A 17,194-nucleotide genomic window follows, 5' to 3' on the forward strand; every position below is an offset into this window, starting at 1 on the left:
TTGATGGGGAGTTTGAAATGACAGACGCAAATGATTTTGATGACAACGAAGACAGTGTTGTAGACGAAAATGAATCACAAGCAGCAGAAAAAGGTGCGGCCGTAAGTGACGTTACTGTATCTGATGCCGATGTCGCGGAAGCTGAAACATTAACAGTGACAGCTAAACTCAAACAACGTCAGGCACTGGAAGATGAAGTTGCTGCTTTTCTAGCACGTGGTGGTCGTATTACTGAAGTTCCACCTGATGAATCAATAAAAGATTAATAAAAAAAGCACCATCAATATGGTGCTTTTTTTATTTTGCTTAATCATTCGCACCACTGAGCTCTAGCGCGCGTTGATATGCGACTTTCTTTTTGATTCCGGTGAGATCAGCTGCAAGTTGAGATGCTGCTTTTACAGATAAATCTTGCAATAAGCGATTGAGTAATTTATCTAATTCTTCTTGCTGCATGTCTTTTTCAGTGGCTGCTCCAGCAATGACCAGTACAATTTCACCTTTTTGCTGGTGATGATCATTTGCAATAAATGATTGTAAATCTCCAAGGGTCATTTTTTTGATTGTTTCGAAGGTTTTGGTAATTTCACGTGCAAACCCGACTTCACGGTCAGCCCCGAACACAGAGACCATATCCGTTACAGAGTCTAGGATTCGATGTGGTGCCTCATAGATGATCATGGTATGCGTGTTGTCTTTCAGTTTATTTAATTGAATAAGACGTTGTGATTGTTTCGAAGATAGAAATCCTTCAAAACTAAAGTGATCACTGGGTAGACCTACAGCGCTTAATGCTGCAATAGCTGCACATGCACCTGGAACAGGAACGACACGAATACCATGCTCCTGAGCTGCACGAACTAATTTAAAACCAGGATCACTAATCAATGGTGTACCTGCATCACTGACGAGTGCAACATTTTCACCATTTTTTAACTTATCGATAATTATATCAATTTTGTTACTTTCATTGTGATCATGGCACGCTGTAAGCGGAGTTGAGATATTATAGTGTTTCATTAAAAGAGCGGACTGACGTGTGTCTTCTGCCGCGATAAGAGAGACAGACTTTAAAACATCAATTGCTCGATAAGTCATGTCATCTAAGTGCCCAATTGGCGTCGCTACAACAAATAACTGAGCACTCATAAGGTTTCTCCATGTTGGATCTATTAAGAATAAAAAAAGAATTCATTGGTATTGGCTTATGTGGAATGATTTTCCAAGCCCAAGCGGAAGTATTGGTTATTTTACCTGATTCAGGCCCTATGGCGCGAGCAAGTAATAGTATTAAAAATGGTATTGATGAGGCTTATCAAAAGTCGAACAGTGAAATACCAATAAGATATGTCAATTCGGATCAAAAACGAATAAAAGAGATCCTAAAGACGCAAGTCAGTCAAAACACCAAACTTATTATTGGTCCACTAGCGAGACAGGATGTCGAAGCAATAATGAAAGAACCGCTTAAAATTCCTGTTTTAGCACTGAATGAAGTTCCTTCAAAACATGTGAAAGTGTGGCAGTTTAGTTTATCGAAAACTGATGATGCTCAAGTTTTAATTAAACAGATTGAAAAGGATCGAGTTCAACATCTCTATATATTGCGTGAGTCTGGTACTGAGTCTGAGAGCTTAAGCTTTGTAAATGCCGTGTTTAAAAATTTTCATGGTAAATTTTCTCTAGTCCAACAATTGCCTGATATAAAGTCAAATGAAGGGGTGTTGCTTTTGGGCAGTATGGAGTGGATCAACTCATTGAAGAATAAACCTTCAAAACGTTTGTATGTTCAGGCTTTTGCTATTGATCATAATATGGATATTCCGAAGGGAACTAAATTCTGTGATGTTCCAGTCATGGTTCAATTTTTAAAAAAACCTAATCAAACAACAGAAAATACTGCTGCATTCCAACGTCTCAATGCCTTCGGTCAAGATGTTTGGCGTTTGGCGGATTTGATGTTGAAAACGAAGAATCCTGATCAAATATCAATTCAAGGTCAGACTGGGCACTTGAGTTTTAAAGAGCATCGTATCGAAAGAAAACCTGCGTGTTTCGAGAAAACATGGTTTAGATTAAAAAATATTTAAGAGGACTTAAATGGATGAGTTCTCAACAATTAGGCATATGGGCTGAAGACCAAACTGAAAAAGTCTTGATCTCAAAGGGTTATATTGTGCTGGCTCGAAATTTTCATTCTCGTTATGGTGAGATAGATCTGATTGCCCAACGTGATCTTGAGCTTATATTTGTTGAGGTCAAAGCCAGATCAAAAACAACCTATGCTTCAGCACTAGAATCAATATCATCGAGCAAGCAAATTAAAATTGCCAAAACAGCAATGTCATTTCTTCAAAAATTTCCAAAATATGCAGAGTTTTATTATCGTTTTGATGTGTTTTGTTTTGATTTTCATAAAAAAATTGCAAAACCGTTACAGCATGAAATTTCTGATATAGATTATGATCTCGAGTGGATTGAAAATGCATTTACAATAAATGCAGACTTGATTAATCTATGAACCGAATGAGCTAAGCCATTTCCAACAATAGAAAAAATTCAAGTTTCACGAGGAGACGGATTGAGTGTTGAAGCGTATTGTAATTTCGATGGCGTGTGTTGCTAGTCTTTCAGGCTGTGCAAGTTTTATTTCAGGTGGAACTGGCGCAGAACCAGTTGGGGTGGTGAGTGGAGCTCGTTCTTTAGGTCAGGTATTTATTGACTCTTCAATTGAACGTACAGCAAAGATCAATTTATACAAATTGGATGCTCGTTTTAAACAATCTCGAGTCAATGTGAATAGCTTTCACAGTAATGTCTTGTTAACAGGTCAAGTGCCTGATGCGCATTTGAAACAGTTAGCAGAAGATAACGTTCGAGCGATGAGTGATGTGAAATCTATTCATAATTACATCACAGTTGGTCCTCAAATTGGTTACTCTACCATCATGCAAGATGCGACTGCGACAGCGAATACACGTGGCTTAATTATGCGTGCGCCAGTTGTTTCAGACAGTAAAGTCTTGGTTCATACTGAAGATGGCGTGTTATATGTGATGGGACGCTTAAATACAGCGGAAGAGCAAGATCTCATTGAAGTTTTACAACGAGTAGGGAATGTCACGAAAATTGTTACTTTGATTGATAACGTAGAATCTGCTCAAGTAGGCGCAGGTGTTCAATCATCATCACTTATGAACCCTTCAGCGGTGAGTACTCAACCTTATGTTGAGACACCCGTTGCAATTGATCCTGATGCTGGTGTTAGTTACCAATAATGTCGAATAAGATTGCGCAATTTTTTCCGAAATCAGTTCAGTTAAAACTGACCGAATTGAATCAAAAACTGAATGCTTTTCGCCCATATAATTTGGGTGGTTTGGCATTAAATCAATTGACCTCAAATAAAGGCTATTCTGTAAAAAGAAATATTGCTTATGGTCTTAAATCTCGGCAACGACTGGATCTTTATGTTTGCCAAGTGCCAGCGAATAAACCTTTAGTTATATTCGTGCATGGTGGTGCATGGAGTAGAGGAAGCAAAGACGATTACAAGTTTCTTGGAGAAAGTTTGACTCGTGCTGGATATAACCTCGCCGTAATAAACTATCATCTGGCGCCAGAACATATTTTTCCTCGTTACGTAACTGACCTTGCAGATTCAATTCAATATTTAATCAAAAGTGCTGATAAATATGGTATTTGTGCAGATCAAATAGCGCTTATCGGACATTCTGCTGGTGCTTTTAATGTGATGTCACTGATTTACCATCCTTCATTCATTGACTTTGAAGGACGAGATCGAATTAAAGCGTTGATTGGTTTGGCTGGACCCTATCACTTTAACTATCTAGGTGATCATTTATCTGAACATGCATTCGATAAAGCAGTAAACTTCAAAGCGGTGATGCCATACTATTTTGTAGAGAAAAATAATATTCAGCACTATATTTTTCTAGCAGATCAAGATACGTTGGTAAAAGATCATAATTCTGAAGAGATGCATCAAGCACTGTTAGCTGTAGAGAATCATAGCAAGCTCATTCGGGTGCCTCGTACTGGACATGTATCAATCATGGCAACAACTGCCACATTATTTGATCGACTCTTCAAAACTCGATCTCTCATCCTGAAAGTTTTAGAAGAGTCCTTCAAATAAATCTATAACGATTCGGATTTGATTTATTCTGATTTGAAAGGAGTATTGTGAATGACATGTTGAATCATGGCATGCGCAATACTTCCTGCAAATGGAATTTCTGGTAAATCATCAAATTTAAAGAATTGGGCATCACTAATTTCATCTTCTTGAAGCAGAATGTCACCTGAATCATACTCGGCCCGAAAAGCAATCATTAAATTACTTGGGAATGGCCAAGGTTGGCTGGCAAGATATTGAATATTTTTAACGTTTAGACCAATTTCTTCCATGGTTTCGCGTTGCACAGCCTCTTCTAAAGTTTCACCAACTTCGACAAAACCTGCAATTAATCCATACATATTGGATTTATTTTTTGCATTTTTCGCCAGCAAAATTTCATTGTCACCTCGTGTGATTACGGTGATAACACAAGGTTGAACACGAGGGTATTGGTGATAATTACATGCTGGGCAGATCATGGCATATTCTGAACGGTGCACATCTGTTTCTGTACCGCAATGACTGCAAAATTTATGATTACGACGCCATTCTAATAATTGAACTGCTCGACTCGCTTGTTCAAATTGTTGCTTAGACCATTGAGTGATCAACTGTCGGATTGGCACAAGTTGATAACCTTTAGGAATTGCTTCTTCAATATGTAGATCTCGTGCAATTACTTGATCACCAGATTGGAAAATCAGATCACTCTCTAAACGTTCAACACGTGGTAATTGGAAGTTTTCATCGACGAGAAGTTGATGTTGTTTAAAAATATAAGCAACAGAGAGTTCAGACATTAGGCAACCGCTTTAATTTTTTGACTGCTGATGAGTGCAGTCTCAGATACTGATTTATGAATAGGATAATCATACTTCAAGCCATCAAGATGAAGTTCTAGACTGGCAAGCACATCTAGAATGTGCTGAAGTTGTTGGTGGGTGAGTGATTTCTGAATATCGTAATAGTGTTCAACCGCCTCAGCACTATTTTTTAGCGCATTACTTAATACTTGAGCATCAAGAAATAGAGCAGCACCGCTTAATTGTCTTAAATTGGTTGTGATGTTTAATAAATCATTTGTGTCTTGAACATCATTGCTTTGAAAAAGTTTATCGCCTAGTTCTTGCAAGAGAATTCGAGCTTCTTTTTGCAGCGTTTCATGTGCATCATCTAGCCGATCCAGTGATATATTCATATTATTCACATCAAGTTGAATGCGAGTTGGTGCAAAATTTCGCTTCAAAATCCCGATAGAGTTCATAGCCGATAGCATGCTGTTCATTAATCGTTGAGCAAAATCGGCATTTTGTTGAATATAGGTTCGATGAAAATGATCTGCTTGCAGTTTCATCTCTGCATAAGCTTCATTAAGATTCATGACTAAAAAGATATTTGCCATACGATACAGCTTTAAGCGAATATCTAAAATTTGATCATCGGTAAAACTTTGATAGTGACTTTCAATATCTAATCTTAATTGATTTAATTCTTCTGTAATCAAGTGAGCAACGGTATCCATTGTTCTTTGATCAGGTCCAAACAGATGGCGACTAAAAATTTGTAGTTGAACATCAGTCAAAATGTTGTCCGAGATTTGAAAATACTCACGAAGCATTTGTGAATCGTAGTTTTCTTGGCTAATACAAATCGCTAAAGCATTAGCAAAGTCAGTTTCATCGACCTGAAAATGCTGGGGTGCATTTAAAAACTCCCGAATTTGACTGCCAACTTTAGCCAACCATTTTAGGCGTGCATCACTGAGAATGAGTTGGTCAAGTTGATTAAATGCGATTTGCATCAGAAGCCAATATTGTTGACTCGGTGTTTCAAGAGAGAGCAGTGCTATATGATCTACAATGAGTTTAAAACGATCAAAATCGTCTTCAGTTTCATTTTGCGTCACTAATTTTATTAAACAATCTTTATATAGTGTACTCCAATAATCAGATGAATAAATCTGATTCGATGATGCTTGCGGTGTTAAAGTTAATTGTTTCTGAGTGGTCTGAATTCCATTACCCAATGCTGTACAAGGGATGTTCAATACTCGCTCTAGATGGTTAAGTGTATCTAAGAGAAATTGGGGGACATCGACTTCACGTAAGCAAATAAATTCGATATATCGCTTTAGCATCGTTGTACCATCACTTAATGCAGCAGCGTATTTCAGGTTTTTTGCAGTTGGATTTTGCATCATCTTTGACATGACTTGCGCACAGTAGTGTGCAAGTTGTGCGAGATGAGGAAGCTCGATCATGGCAAAAACTTGATTGGATTGCTCAAGTCGAATGAATGCGTCATCTATCCCAAAAGGAAGTGTTTGATCCTCAATAAGCTCTGATACTGTATTTTCGACCTGATCGATGATTTGATCAATTTCTTTTTTAACAATAAGTAATGCTGTAGGGTCAAAATAAATTGAACTTTGATAAGACATCGATCGAAACCTATGTTGGCCGTTAATTTTGCTCAGAGCCCAGATAAGGGGAATTTTTGCTCTAAATGAATATAGCCGAACTGATCGTACTTTACAAAATGAATCAAGCAGATGGAAGATTATTTAGCAAATAAGCACGGCTCGCCATTTTTTTCTTGGTAATCTTCGATCCATTTTTGGTGTGCTGCTAATTCCTCATCAGAAGCATAAATGATTGGTAAATCTACCTCAATTTTTTGGTACTGATTTTGTCCAGTTTCAGAATGATGATCATGCGCTGAGAGTGCATCGATATCAAATGAAACTTGACCACCTGTCATGGCTAAATAGACATCTGACAGAATTTCTGCATCCAGTAAAGCACCGTGGAAGGTACGATCACGCTGTGGAACTTCGTAGCGCTTCACTAATGCATCCAATGAGTTCTTTTGACCTGGATGTTTCGCTTTTGCCATTGCAAGTGTATCGGTGACTGCGCAGACTTCTGAAAGCGTACCAAAGCCAGCACGTTTGAACTCCATATCTAAGAAGTTCATATCGAAAGTTGCGTTGTGTGCGATAATTTCTGCACCTTTTAAGTACTTGTACAGTTCAGCAGCGATTTCTTCAAATATAGGTTTATCTTTCAAAAAATCATCAGAAATACCGTGAATTGCTTCAGATTCACCGACTGGTTTTTTGGGATTGATATAAATGTGAATTGAACTTCCTGTCAGTTTACGATTGATCATTTCAATCGCACCTACCTCGATAATACGGTCTGTATCTTGATAATAAAAACCTGTAGTTTCCGTATCTAAAATCAGTTGGCGTGGTCCCTGTAAATTTAAACGAGCAGGTGTGACCACAATATGTGGATGCGATTTTTCAGCTAACTGAGGAACGCTTTGATCTACAGATTCAGAATTTAAGTCCTGTGCATCAACTGTCTTAATAATATCCTTAATAATATCTGAGGAGTTTGAGGTGACTTCGTCCGTGCTGTATTCAGCTTGATCATCATTTTCTGCTAAATCAATTTCAACTTCTTCATCTTGATCATTGAGATCTAAACCAAACGGATCATTGAGCAACCAATCTTCAGACTGTTTTTTTTTATCATTCGCTTGCAGGGAATTTTTAAATTGTTCAGCCGTTTGGTCAGCGCCTTGATTAGCTAACTGATCTGCCATTTCATTGCCTGGATGTCCTGCATGACCTTTAATCCAGTTCCATTCAATGTCTCGACCTTGACAAACTTGATCCAAAGTTTGCCATAAATCAGGATTTTTTACGTCTTTCCAATTTTTCTTTTTCCAACCACTGATCCATTCAGTAATTCCACGTTTTACATAGTTTGAGTCTGTCCAAATGATCAGCTTTGCATCAACAGGACAAAATTTGATTCCTTCGATTGCAGCGGTTAACTCCATACGATTATTGGTCGTGTCTGGTTCACCACCACATATTTTATGTTCTGTATCCTTAGTGATGATGTAAGCACCCCAGCCACCTAGCCCAGGATTACCACGACATGCGCCATCAACATAAAGTGTTATTTCAGACATAGTTTGAACCAATCAATCGAATAAAGTGTTGAACATCAAGTTCGGAAATTTTATTGTATACGTAAATGCGAAACATCAGTGCGATAACTGGATATTTTTTAATGTCTTGTAACATTTATAAGCAATTACTCATCAAGAAGAGACTTGCCTGAACAAAGAGCTCCTCTAAAATGGCTTATATACAATAAATTTACTATGCGTCTTTCGGAATTTGTATGTCTAAAACAACCACCGCAGTGTGGCAGCCATCTGCAACTTTTTTATTTAAAATTTCAGTAATTACTTCCGCAGTAACCGGATTAGGCGTAATGACTGGCTGTACAGCGAGTCCCACTTCCGCAAAGACGCAAAAGTCGAATCAACTCGGCATGTTAGATGCCAGTAGCTTAGATTCACTTGAAGATCTTTTATCTGCAACTGATATGCGTGCAGTTGAAGGTGATCGTTTACTTATTTTAAAACACGGCGATGTTTGGAAACGTATGACCGTTGGTTTTAAAATGGATGAAACAAAGTGGGATCCACGGATTGATGCTCAAAGAAGTTGGTTTATTACGCGTCAGCCTTATCTGGATCGTTTATCCGCTCGAGCTTCTCGTTATCTTTATCATACTGTAAAGGAAGCAGAGCGCCGTGGATTACCTACTGAACTTGCTTTACTTCCCGTTATTGAGAGTTCCTATGATCCTGCTGCAACGAGTTCAGCGGCAGCTGCAGGGATGTGGCAATTCATCCCAAGTACAGGTCGTATTTATGGATTAAGACAGACCAATTTGTATGATGGACGCCGTGATGTAGTTGAGTCTACACGTGCAGCCTACGAGTTTTTAGGAAGTTTATATAACCAATTCGGTTCATGGGAATTAGCTTTAGCGGCTTATAACGCTGGTCCTGGACGTATTCAACAAGCGATTAACCGTAATAAGGCTGCTGGCTTGCCTACAGATTATTGGTCATTACGTTTACCTCAAGAAACAATGAACTATGTACCTCGTTTCCTTGCGGTTGCACAGATTATCAAATCCCCTGAAAAGTATGGCGTAAGATTACCACCAATTGCGAATCGTCCTCACTTTAGAGAAGTTCCAGTTCCAGCAGGTGCGAGTTTAAACGAAATTGCTTCTCTGACAGGCTTAAGTCGTGCAGAACTTTATCAACTGAATCCAGGGCATCGTGGTGATATTATTGATCCTCAAAGTCCACAGCGAATTTTAATTCCAGCAGATTTAAGTCCAAATATTGATCGAAAACTGAAAGCACTTAAACCAAGCAGCACAGGTCTATGGGCGAGCGCTTCAAGCCCTGTTTCTACATCTACGCCAGCAACCACAATTACAACGACAGTAAATACACCAAAAGCTTCAAATGCTTCCGTATTGGCAACTCAAACAGCGAAGCCAGTTAATAATACTCAAACACCTTCAGTTTCTACAACAATTTCAACTTCGAAGGGTAGGACTCCTTCTGGTTCTGATGCATTGGCAGCTTTTGCTGCTTCGGCAGTGGTGCCAAGCGCACCTCGTATACCTGTTGCTGTTACACCGGCGCAAAATGTTAAACCTGTGCGTGTAGAACCCGAAATTACTGCTGAAGAAAAAGCCAAAATCTTAGCTTCAATTGCACCTGAAAAAACCACAACAACTACGAGTTCTGATCAAATTATTGCCTCGGTCATTGAACCACAGGCCACTGAAGCAGAAAAAGCGGAAGTCGTTAGAGAGATTAGCGCCATTGCACCTCAAGGTACTGAGATTGTCGATCCGTTGGATGGCAAGATTAAATTAACTGCGATTCAAACAAGTCAATCTGTGGCAGCAGGACAAGGTTCAGAAGTTAAAGTTGGCTTTGCTTATCCTAAATCTGTGGCAGAAAGTACATTGCCTACTTCTGAGGAAGCCCAGCTTAATCAAGGTAAGGCATTTAAGAAAACTGAAAGTGAAGTGGTTGTAGAACCACCTAAGGGTAAGCGTAGTACGTATACGGTACTCCCTGGTGACACGCTAGCAATTATTGCAATGAAAAACGGCGTAAGTTGGAGAGATATTGCAAAATGGAACCAAGTAGATCCAAATGCAACCTTATATGTAGGTGCGACCCTATATCTCTACGATGCTAAGCCAGTGACATCTGCTCAGAAAACGGATATAAAGCCAGCAAGTTATATTGTAAAAGCAAATGATAGTCTGACTAGTGTTGCAAACCAGTTTGATTTGAGTGTCCAACAATTGGCTGAATTGAATGGTCTAACTATCAATAGTAATTTACTGGTTGGGCAGAAGTTAAATCTAATCCAGTCTCAAGCATCTAAATCAAGCAAAACTGAACAAGCGGTAACAAAGGTTCAAACGAAATCTTATACGGTTAAACGTGGCGAATACTTAAAGTTAATCGCTGATCGATATGGACTTTCGACTCAAGAGTTAGCGTCATTAAGCTCAGGACTGAAAGCTGATAGTAGCCTGTACGCGGGTCAAAAAATTAATGTTCCTTTAGAAGAAGTGCAATCTGCTACAGCTTCATCAACAACTCGCGCGAGTAATGCTAAAACTGTACCTGAAATTCAGACTGAAACTTACCGCGTACAACGAGGAGATACGTTGTACAACATTGCAAATGCGCATAAGTTAACCGTTGTTGAGTTGGCGACACTGAATAATTTGGATATTGAAAAAGGATTGATGGTTGGTCAAACCATTAAAGTACCAGCGGGATCTAAAGTACCAGAGCAATATGTTGTTCAATCAGGCGATAGCCTGAATGCCATTGCAAGCAAATATAATCTTTCTGTTGCACAGTTAGCAGAAATGAATGGCTTGCGAACGAATGCTGGATTACAAGTTGGGCAAAAGCTGAATTTGAAAGAAGATGAAAATAAAGCTTCCACTAAGCAGAGTTCGACACGAAATAATTCGGTTGCTGAGAAAGTGGAGTTTCACACTGTGAAGAGTGGAGAGACCTTAGCAAGTATTGCGCGACAATATGATATGCCGCTTCAATCATTACTTACGCAGAATGATCTAAATGCGAGATCAGTCCTTCAAATTGGTCAAAAATTAAAAGTAAGTGGCGATGTTGAAAAGACGACTGCAAGTACAGAAAAAACACCAGTCCGTCAATCAAAATCGCGTGATACAGAGGATTATGCTGTCAAATCAGGCGAGTCTCTTCATGTTATTGCTACACGATTTGACATGACTGCAAAAGAACTTGCAGACCTCAATAAGTTAAACCTACGTGCTGGATTGCAAAGAGGCCAAATTATTCAAGTTCCTAAAGTGGTCACAGATTATAAAGTCCGTAGTGGTGATTCCCTGTACAGAATTGCGAATCGATTTGGTATAGACATTGATCAGCTTGCAGAAATGAATGGTTTGAAACCAAACACACCTTTACAGATTGGTGCTACGATTAAAGTTCCACATTCTTAAGTCTGCTTAAGCAATCAGGAATTTCATATCGAGATGCGCATTTCATCAACTTTGTCAAAAGCAAAGTTTATTTTCTTCTTCTTGCCCATTCATATCAGTGCATGGGCAAATCTTCAAACGACGTCTTATATTGCTTTACAGTCAAAACCGAAATATCTGAATTTAGATGCGATGCCATATGCCAACCCAGACGCACCAAAGGGTGGAAAGTTGTTGAAAGCGGCTGATGGGACATTTGATAATCTAAACGGTATGAATGGGCAAGGAAGTTGGGTTGAAGGTACAAATTACTTGTTCGATACGCTATTTTCCAAGTCATTAGATGAACCAAATGTGTTTTATCCACTTTTGGCTGAGAAAATTCAGTTTGATCCAACCCGAACAAAATTTGTGATTTTTCATTTAAATCCACGTGCTCGATTTAGTGATGGATCTCCTGTACTGGCTGAGGATGTTAAATTCACGTTTGAAATGTATTTAACCAAAACCAATCCCGGTTTACAGATGTATTTGTCTGATTTAGATAAAATTCAGGTTCTGTCTAAACATGCCGTAAAAATGGTATTTAAATCAGAAAGAAATACTGAAATGCCAGCAATACTTTCACAGATGCCAATTTTTTCTAAAAAAGATTGGCAATCTAAAGATTTTAGTCGAGCAACACTGAAACCCATTTTAGGATCAGGGCCATATACAATTAAAAATCTTGATGCTGGTCGTAGTATTACCTATCAGCGTAATCCCCATTATTGGGCCAAGGATTTACTTGTAAATCGCGGTCGTTATAATTTTGATCAAATTAAATATGTTTATTACCGTAGTTCGGACATTGCATTTGAAGGATTTAAAGCTGGACAATATACATTTCACCAAGAGAAATTTGCTCGTAAATGGAAGACGGAATACAACTTTCCAGCATTTAACTCAGGATTGGTTAAAAAATATAGTGTAGCTTTACAAAACCCTGCTCCGACACAAAGTATCGTTTTTAACACACGAAAAAAACCCCTAAACGATATCTATTTTAGACAAGCAATGACCTATGCTTATGACTTTGAATGGCAAAATAAAGCATTGTTTTATCAACAATATCAACGTTTACAAAGTCATTTTCAGTTTAGTGAGCTCGAAGCAAAGTCAGTACCAAGTCAAAAAGAATTAACAATATTAAAACCTTATTTATCTCGGTTACATCCTTTACAACGAGAAGGGGTATTAAAAGCGTGGAAATATCCCGTCACTGATGGTACAGGCTACAATCGTAAAGGCTTACTCACTGCTCGGAAAATTTTAATTGACCAGGGGTATTCATTTAAAAATGGTAATTTGCATGCGCGTGATGGAAAACCAATTCAATTAGAGTTGCTTCTTCATCAAGAGGGCTTACAACGGACGCTCATGCCTTATATTCGAAATTTAAAAAAATTGGGTATTCAGGTTTCGATTCGCCAAGTCGATATGCCTCAATATTTACAGCGGATGCGTCAATATGATTTTGATTTAACCACGATGGTGATGCCTCAGTCACTAAATCCTGGGAATGAGCAAGCGCAATTTTGGAGCAGTCATGCTGCAAATGAAGAGGGAAATTATAATTTTTCTGGTGTGAAAAATAGCGTTATAGATGAAATTATAAAGCGTATTATCCATGCACCTGATCGAGAAAAATTAATATTAAATACACGTGTCTTGGATCGTTTATTACGTGCAGGATATTATCAGATACTTACTTATGGAAATGATCGTGAATGGTATGCGTATTGGAATATGTATAAACAGCCACAGATTAAACCAAAACTTGCTGTTGGTGAAGATTATTGGTGGGTAGATCAAAATCAAGCTCGCAAAGTGGCTGCTTATCTTGGTCAAAGTAAAGGCTCACGTTAAAGGTTAAATTTATGGGTCTTTATATACTTAAACGACTTTTACTGATCATCCCCACCTTATTTTTGATACTGCTGATCAATTTTGCCGTCGTTCAAATTGCTCCTGGTGGACCTGTTGAACAGGCAATACAGAGAGCTGAACAGTTTCAAGGCATTGGTGTTGTGTCTGGTTCGACATCTCACATCAATGAAGTCCAGAGTCATTATCAGGGTACACGAGGACTCAGTCCTGAAATGGTCGAGCAGATCAAAGCGCAATATGGATTTGACCGCCCTGTGCATGAGCGCTTTTTTCTAATGCTCAAAGGATATTTTCAACTCGATTTTGGAACGAGCTTTTTTAAAAATAAATCAGTAACAACATTAATTTTGGAAAAAATGCCAGTCACGATCTCCCTTGGATTATGGAGTACCTTACTGATCTACAGTATCGCCATTCCTCTAGGGATTAGAAAAGCGAATAAACATGGCGGTCTGTTTGATCAAACGACCTCATTAATATTGGCGGTTGGTTATGCAGTGCCAACTTTTGTATTTGGTATTCTACTTATTATGATTTTTTCGGGGGGATCCTATTTACAATGGTTCCCATTACAAGGATTGGTCTCTGAGAATTTTGCTGAACTCAGTTTTATTGATAAAGTTAGAGATTATTTTTGGCATCTTACATTGCCTGTCCTTACTATTATATTAGGTGGATTTGCGACCCTCACATATCTAACAAAATACTCTTTTATGGAAGAGTTAAATAAACAATATGTGACGGCAGCTCGTGCTAAAGGTCTGACCGAGCAACGCGTTTTATACAATCATGTTTTCCGTAACGCCATGTTAATCGTTATTGCAGGATTACCTGAAGCACTGATCGGAATTTTTTTTGTTGGCAATCTATTTGTAGAAATTATATTTAATCTTGATGGTTTGGGATTGCTCGGATTTGAGGCAATTCAGCAGCGTGATTATCCCGTGATTTTTGGAACATTGTTTATCTTTACGTTGGTCGGTCTAATTTTGAGATTACTCAGTGATGTTCTATATCAATTGATTGATCCAAGAATCAATTTTGATCGTCGAGGAGCATAATAATGTCTCCACTTTTCGATCAACGAATTTCAAAATTTAAGTCACATCGACTCGGATTCTTAAGCTTCATTTTATTTATCGCGATCTTTATTTTATCCTTGGGAGCAGAGTTTATTGCCAACGAAAAACCAATACTTATTTATTATAAAGAAGAAATTTATTTCCCAATTTTTAAGCCTTATCCTGAAACAACATTCGGTGGTGTCTTTGAGACTGAGGCTGATTATAAAGATCCAGCTGTTCAAGAATTGATTAATGAGCATGGATGGCAGATTTGGCCTATCATCCCATTTTCATATCAAACACCTAATTATGAATTGGCAGAAGCTGTACCATCTCCACCGACCTCCGTGAATTGGTTAGGCACAGATGATCAAGGTCGTGATGTCTTGGCAAGATTAATATATGGTATTCGTATCTCTTTGCTGTTCGGCATTGCACTTACTATTGGATCTGCATTCATAGGAATTACCATTGGTGCTATCCAAGGCTACTTTGGCGGTTGGTTGGATCTGATCGGTCAAAGGCTGTTAGAGGTGTGGGGTGGTCTACCAATGTTATTTATTGTGATGATCTTAGTGAGCATGTTTACACCAAGCGTATATTGGCTGTTTTTAATTATGCTGATGTTTGGTTGGACTGCGTTAGTTGGTCTTGTTCGTGCAGAGTTTCTGAAAGCCAGAAATTTGGACTATGTGCGAGCTGCTCGATCACTCGGTGCTACAGATAGTCAAATTATTATCAAACATATTTTACCCAATGCTATAAGTTCGTCACTCTCACAGCTTCCTTTCATTCTTACCGCTAATATTACCGCACTTACAGCCTTGGATTTTCTGGGCTATGGTTTGCCACCTGATACAGCTTCAATTGGTGAAATTTTATTGCAGGGTAAGAATAATCTATCAGCACCGTGGTTGGTTTTATCTGGATTTTTTAGTCTAGCAGTTGTGTTATCTATTCTTATTTATATTGGAGAGGCTGCTCGAGATGCATTTGATCCAAGAGGCTAAACCAATACTTGAAGTCAACAAGCTCAATATACAGTTGAATGAACAAAAAATCTTAACTGATTTGTCTTTTAAGCTAAATGCGGGTGAGACAGTAGCCATTGTTGGTGAAAGTGGTTCAGGAAAATCTTTAGCTTGTCTAAGTCTTCTAGGACTTCAAGATCGCGCTCTAGACTTAAGTGGTGAAATCATATTTCAAAATGAAGATCTGCGTCTAAAACACGAAGATCAGTTGCGCTTAATACGTGGCAATAAGATCGCGATGATATTTCAAGAGCCAATGACAGCGCTTAATCCATTACATACAGTTGAAAAAATTATTTCAGAACCATTATGGTCGAAGGGGCTTAAGAAGAAAGACATTCGAAAAAAAATAGAAGAAGTGCTTTGTGATGTAGGGTTCGGGAACTCATCAGACATCCTCAAGCGATATCCACATCAGTTGTCTGGTGGGCAGCGTCAAAGGGTGATGATCGCAACAGCTCTGATTTCGGAACCTGAAATTTTAATTGCAGATGAACCAACAACAGCCCTTGATGTATCACTACAGAAGCAAATTTTAAATTTAATTAAAGACCAAGCGCATCAAAAAAATATGGCCTTAGTTTTGGTTAGTCATGATTTAAGGTTGGTGCAACAATATGCTGATCAGGTATTGGTTTTGTCTAAAGGTGTCACAGTTGAACAGGGTGATGTCTCTCAAATATTCCTGCAGCCTCGCCATGAATATACTCGACTGCTCCTTAATCAGCAGTTTGATTCGATTTCAGCTATCAGTGAACAGGCCAAAGAACTTTTAAATACTGAACATCTTCGAGTGCGGTATCCACCTAAGCTGAATTTTCTGAATGTATTTAAAACTCAATTTATAGCGGTGGAAGATTTAAGTTTCCAGCTTAAACAAGGAGAGTCGCTTGGTATTGTAGGTGAAAGTGGGTCTGGAAAAACCAGTGCTGCACTCGCGCTTGCACGACTCATAGAGTCAACAGGTACCATTGAATTAAATCGTATCAATCTCAATCAGTTGTCTGACAAGAAATTAAGAGCGCATCGAAAAGATGTTCAAATCGTTTTTCAAGATCCTTTTTCGAGTCTCAATCCAAGAATGGATGTTTTGTCATTATTAACTGAAGGGTTAAGATTAAAAAAATTGAGAAAGAGTGAAAAATTAAATCTCGCGATTCAAGCCCTTGAAGAGGTTAATCTCACAAAAGAATTTCTTGATCGTTATCCTCATCAAATGTCGGGTGGACAGCGACAAAGAGTATCGCTGGCCAGAGCACTGATTCTGAAACCTCAATTACTCATTCTAGATGAGCCAACGTCTGCATTAGATCGCAATACACAAATAAAATTGGTGAACTTACTTCAAGATATACAGCAGAGAACAGGGATCAGTTACATCTTTATTAGTCATGATCTGAAAATTGTGAAAGCGTTATGCCATCGAGTTATGGTGATGAAAGATGCAAAAGTTATAGAAATTCAAGAGACAGAAAGTTTATTCCGTGCACCGATTCATGCTTATACGCAACAGCTTATACAAAGTAGTTTATAAAAGTTATTTGACAAGAAGGATTGTCAATTCTAGACTGAAATTCAGGGAAGTCACGCCTAATTGGTTTTAGGTTTAGATAAGCACAAAATTGAGAACTTCAA

14 protein-coding genes are annotated in these 17,194 nt (G+C 38.4%); 10 read left to right on the plus strand and 4 right to left on the minus strand.

The features are described 5' to 3' along the window. The first annotated feature begins 17 nt into the window (after positions 1 to 17). On the plus strand, positions 18 to 266 hold the full coding sequence (locus AC1M9H_RS06015; protein WP_035269751.1) for a hypothetical protein: 249 nt from the start codon (positions 18 to 20) through the stop codon (positions 264 to 266). 40 nt (positions 267 to 306) lie between these two features. Here the strand turns inward: AC1M9H_RS06015 and rsmI are convergent, their stop codons facing one another. Further along, on the minus strand, positions 307 to 1,149 hold the full coding sequence (gene rsmI, locus AC1M9H_RS06020; protein WP_481588939.1) for a 16S rRNA (cytidine(1402)-2'-O)-methyltransferase: 843 nt from the start codon (positions 1,147 to 1,149) through the stop codon (positions 307 to 309). Positions 1,150 to 1,160: 11 nt separating this feature from the next. On the opposite strand from rsmI, the gene AC1M9H_RS06025 reads away from it, so the two are divergent. The 4 genes from AC1M9H_RS06025 to AC1M9H_RS06040 all read left to right on the plus strand — a co-directional run bounded on the left by AC1M9H_RS06025 (position 1,161) and on the right by AC1M9H_RS06040 (position 4,159). After that, positions 1,161 to 2,090 carry a penicillin-binding protein activator gene (locus tag AC1M9H_RS06025; RefSeq protein WP_481612971.1) on the plus strand — a complete coding sequence of 310 codons (930 nt, stop codon included), beginning with the start codon at positions 1,161 to 1,163 and terminating at the stop codon, positions 2,088 to 2,090. A 14-nt stretch (positions 2,091 to 2,104) separates the two neighbouring features. Then, positions 2,105 to 2,521, plus strand: coding sequence for a YraN family protein (locus AC1M9H_RS06030; RefSeq protein ID WP_481612972.1), 417 nt, complete (start codon positions 2,105 to 2,107; stop codon positions 2,519 to 2,521). Between the two features lie 64 nt (positions 2,522 to 2,585). Further along, complete coding sequence (locus AC1M9H_RS06035; RefSeq protein ID WP_035266827.1) at positions 2,586 to 3,278, plus strand: BON domain-containing protein; 693 nt, start codon at positions 2,586 to 2,588, stop codon at positions 3,276 to 3,278. Further along, positions 3,278 to 4,159, plus strand: a complete 882-nt coding sequence (locus AC1M9H_RS06040; RefSeq protein WP_481612973.1) for an alpha/beta hydrolase — start codon at positions 3,278 to 3,280, stop codon at positions 4,157 to 4,159. Before AC1M9H_RS06035 ends, AC1M9H_RS06040 begins: the two co-directional genes overlap by 1 nt. Positions 4,160 to 4,182: 23 nt before the next feature. On the opposite strand, the gene nudC is transcribed toward AC1M9H_RS06040, so the two are convergent. The 3 genes from nudC to dnaQ all read right to left on the minus strand — a co-directional run bounded on the left by nudC (position 4,183) and on the right by dnaQ (position 8,128). Continuing rightward, on the minus strand, positions 4,183 to 4,941 hold the full coding sequence (gene nudC / locus AC1M9H_RS06045) for an NAD(+) diphosphatase (RefSeq protein ID WP_481612974.1): 759 nt from the start codon (positions 4,939 to 4,941) through the stop codon (positions 4,183 to 4,185). After that, complete coding sequence (locus AC1M9H_RS06050; RefSeq protein ID WP_481612975.1) at positions 4,941 to 6,581, minus strand: chemotaxis protein; 1,641 nt, start codon at positions 6,579 to 6,581, stop codon at positions 4,941 to 4,943. Before AC1M9H_RS06050 ends, nudC begins: the two co-directional genes overlap by 1 nt. 119 nt (positions 6,582 to 6,700) lie before the next feature. After that, the gene (gene dnaQ, locus AC1M9H_RS06055) at positions 6,701 to 8,128 is read right to left on the minus strand and encodes a DNA polymerase III subunit epsilon (RefSeq protein WP_481593053.1); all 1,428 of its coding nucleotides are present in this window, start codon (positions 8,126 to 8,128) and stop codon (positions 6,701 to 6,703) included. Between the two features lie 215 nt (positions 8,129 to 8,343). Here dnaQ and AC1M9H_RS06060 point away from each other — a divergent pair, with 215 nt between their 5' ends. The 5 genes from AC1M9H_RS06060 to AC1M9H_RS06080 are packed head-to-tail and all read left to right on the plus strand — an operon-like array spanning position 8,344 to position 17,093. After that, positions 8,344 to 11,556, plus strand: a complete 3,213-nt coding sequence (locus tag AC1M9H_RS06060; RefSeq protein ID WP_481612976.1) for a LysM peptidoglycan-binding domain-containing protein — start codon at positions 8,344 to 8,346, stop codon at positions 11,554 to 11,556. Between the two features lie 33 nt (positions 11,557 to 11,589). Further along, the gene (locus tag AC1M9H_RS06065; protein ID WP_481612977.1) at positions 11,590 to 13,443 is read left to right on the plus strand and encodes an extracellular solute-binding protein; all 1,854 of its coding nucleotides are present in this window, start codon (positions 11,590 to 11,592) and stop codon (positions 13,441 to 13,443) included. Between the two features lie 11 nt (positions 13,444 to 13,454). Further along, on the plus strand, positions 13,455 to 14,525 hold the full coding sequence (locus tag AC1M9H_RS06070) for a microcin C ABC transporter permease YejB (RefSeq protein ID WP_481612978.1): 1,071 nt from the start codon (positions 13,455 to 13,457) through the stop codon (positions 14,523 to 14,525). Positions 14,526 to 14,527: 2 nt separating this feature from the next. Further along, the gene (locus AC1M9H_RS06075) at positions 14,528 to 15,538 is read left to right on the plus strand and encodes an ABC transporter permease (RefSeq protein WP_481597230.1); all 1,011 of its coding nucleotides are present in this window, start codon (positions 14,528 to 14,530) and stop codon (positions 15,536 to 15,538) included. Further along, a complete protein-coding gene (locus AC1M9H_RS06080) occupies positions 15,516 to 17,093 on the plus strand; it encodes a dipeptide ABC transporter ATP-binding protein (RefSeq protein WP_481612979.1) in 1,578 nt (525 codons plus the stop codon). The genes AC1M9H_RS06075 and AC1M9H_RS06080 overlap by 23 nt, the downstream gene beginning before the upstream one ends. Positions 17,094 to 17,194: the final 101 nt, after the last annotated feature.

The organism is Acinetobacter sp. ANC_7512 (assembly GCF_056779935.1).

What these genes read in the sequence shown, in the direction of transcription:
- AC1M9H_RS06015 (WP_035269751.1), top strand. Translation starts at nt 18, where the DNA reads ATGACAGACGCAAATGATTTTGATGACAACGAAGACAGTGTTGTAGAC.
- rsmI (WP_481588939.1), bottom strand. Translation starts at nt 1,149, where the DNA reads ATGAGTGCTCAGTTATTTGTTGTAGCGACGCCAATTGGGCACTTAGAT.
- AC1M9H_RS06025 (WP_481612971.1), top strand. Translation starts at nt 1,161, where the DNA reads ATGTTGGATCTATTAAGAATAAAAAAAGAATTCATTGGTATTGGCTTA.
- AC1M9H_RS06030 (WP_481612972.1), top strand. Translation starts at nt 2,105, where the DNA reads ATGAGTTCTCAACAATTAGGCATATGGGCTGAAGACCAAACTGAAAAA.
- AC1M9H_RS06040 (WP_481612973.1), top strand. Translation starts at nt 3,278, where the DNA reads ATGTCGAATAAGATTGCGCAATTTTTTCCGAAATCAGTTCAGTTAAAA.
- nudC (WP_481612974.1), bottom strand. Translation starts at nt 4,941, where the DNA reads ATGTCTGAACTCTCTGTTGCTTATATTTTTAAACAACATCAACTTCTC.
- AC1M9H_RS06050 (WP_481612975.1), bottom strand. Translation starts at nt 6,581, where the DNA reads ATGTCTTATCAAAGTTCAATTTATTTTGACCCTACAGCATTACTTATT.
- dnaQ (WP_481593053.1), bottom strand. Translation starts at nt 8,128, where the DNA reads ATGTCTGAAATAACACTTTATGTTGATGGCGCATGTCGTGGTAATCCT.
- AC1M9H_RS06060 (WP_481612976.1), top strand. Translation starts at nt 8,344, where the DNA reads ATGTCTAAAACAACCACCGCAGTGTGGCAGCCATCTGCAACTTTTTTA.
- AC1M9H_RS06065 (WP_481612977.1), top strand. Translation starts at nt 11,590, where the DNA reads ATGCGCATTTCATCAACTTTGTCAAAAGCAAAGTTTATTTTCTTCTTC.
- AC1M9H_RS06070 (WP_481612978.1), top strand. Translation starts at nt 13,455, where the DNA reads ATGGGTCTTTATATACTTAAACGACTTTTACTGATCATCCCCACCTTA.
- AC1M9H_RS06075 (WP_481597230.1), top strand. Translation starts at nt 14,528, where the DNA reads ATGTCTCCACTTTTCGATCAACGAATTTCAAAATTTAAGTCACATCGA.
- AC1M9H_RS06080 (WP_481612979.1), top strand. Translation starts at nt 15,516, where the DNA reads ATGCATTTGATCCAAGAGGCTAAACCAATACTTGAAGTCAACAAGCTC.